Origin of the sequence: Flavobacterium sp. (assembly GCF_040382755.1) — a bacterium.
Taxonomy (GTDB): Bacteria; Bacteroidota; Bacteroidia; order Flavobacteriales; family Flavobacteriaceae; genus Flavobacterium.
Window position 1 is genome coordinate 1 of record NZ_JBEIET010000260.1, and the last position, 1,496, is coordinate 1,496.

A 1,496-nucleotide genomic window follows, 5' to 3' on the forward strand; every position below is an offset into this window, starting at 1 on the left:
AAAAAATAACAGAAAACGCGTATTTGTCAAATTATTGTTTAATTTTGCACTTTAAATAAAAGCAACATAACTTATAATTTTATGGATACCTACGCTCAATTTACGAAATCGATTTCGTTAGAAAAATATGGAATCAAAAATATTACCGAAATCGTATATAATCCCTCATATGATTTACTTTATAACGAAGAGTTAAATAACAACCTTCAAGGTTATGAAAAAGGTCAATTAACAGAACTTGGTGCTGTTAATGTAATGACGGGTGAATTTACAGGTCGTTCTCCTAAAGACAAATATATAGTAAAAGACAGCACAACTGAAAATACCATTTGGTGGAATTCTGAAAAAGCGGTTAACGATAACAAACCAATTTCAACAGAAACTTGGAATGCCTTAAAAGAAACTACTTCTACACAATTATCAGGAAAAAGACTTTTTGTAATAGATGCGTTTTGTGGCGCAAATGAAAACACACGTTTAAAAGTTCGTTTCATTATGGAAGTGGCTTGGCAAGCGCACTTTGTAACAAATATGTTCATCAGACCAACCAAAGAAGAATTAGCAAACTTTGGAGAGCCTGATTTCGTGGTGATGAATGGTTCTAAAACATCGTTTAAAGATTACGCTGCACACGGATTAAATTCGGAAGTGTATGTTGCGTTTAATTTAACTGAAAAAATTCAATTAATTGGTGGTACCTGGTATGGTGGAGAAATGAAAAAAGGACTTTTCGCCTTAATGAATTATTACTTACCCTTACAAGGAATTTCATCGATGCATTGTTCTGCAAATAAAGGAACAAATGGCGATGTAGCTGTTTTCTTCGGACTTTCTGGAACAGGAAAAACAACCTTATCTACGGATCCTAAACGCGAATTAATTGGTGATGACGAACACGGTTGGGATAATGATGGTGTATTTAATTTTGAAGGCGGTTGCTATGCAAAAACTATTGATTTAAGTGCGGCAAACGAACCAGATATTTTTAAAGCTATAAAAAAAGACGCCTTATTAGAAAATGTTACTGTTGATGTTAATGGAAAAATTGATTTTAAAGATGGTTCTGTAACACAAAATACGCGTGTATCTTACCCTATTTATCATATAGACAATATAGTAAAACCGATTTCAAAAGCAGGACACGCTAATAAAGTTATCTTTTTAACCGCAGATGCTTTTGGGGTGATGCCACCAGTTTCAAAATTAACTCCTGAACAAACAAAATATTATTTTTTATCAGGATTTACAGCTAAATTAGCCGGTACTGAAAGAGGCGTGACGCAACCAGAACCCACGTTTTCAGCTTGTTTTGGAAAAGCCTTTTTAACTTTACATCCAACAAAATATGGAGAAGAGTTAGTAAAAAAAATGGAACAACATCAAGCTACTGCTTACATGGTAAACACAGGTTGGAATGGAACTGGAAAACGAATATCTATTAAAGACACAAGAGCTATAATTGATGCCATTTTAGATGGTTCAATTGAAAAAGCAGC

At 33.6% G+C, this 1,496-nt stretch carries 1 protein-coding gene; it reads left to right on the forward strand.

The window, feature by feature from the left end; translation table 11 throughout:
- Nucleotides 1-81: 81 nt before the first annotated feature.
- Nucleotides 82-1,496 (forward strand): phosphoenolpyruvate carboxykinase (ATP) (pckA, locus tag ABWO04_RS11885; RefSeq protein WP_353079896.1); only part of this gene is annotated, 1,415 nt, incomplete at its 3' end.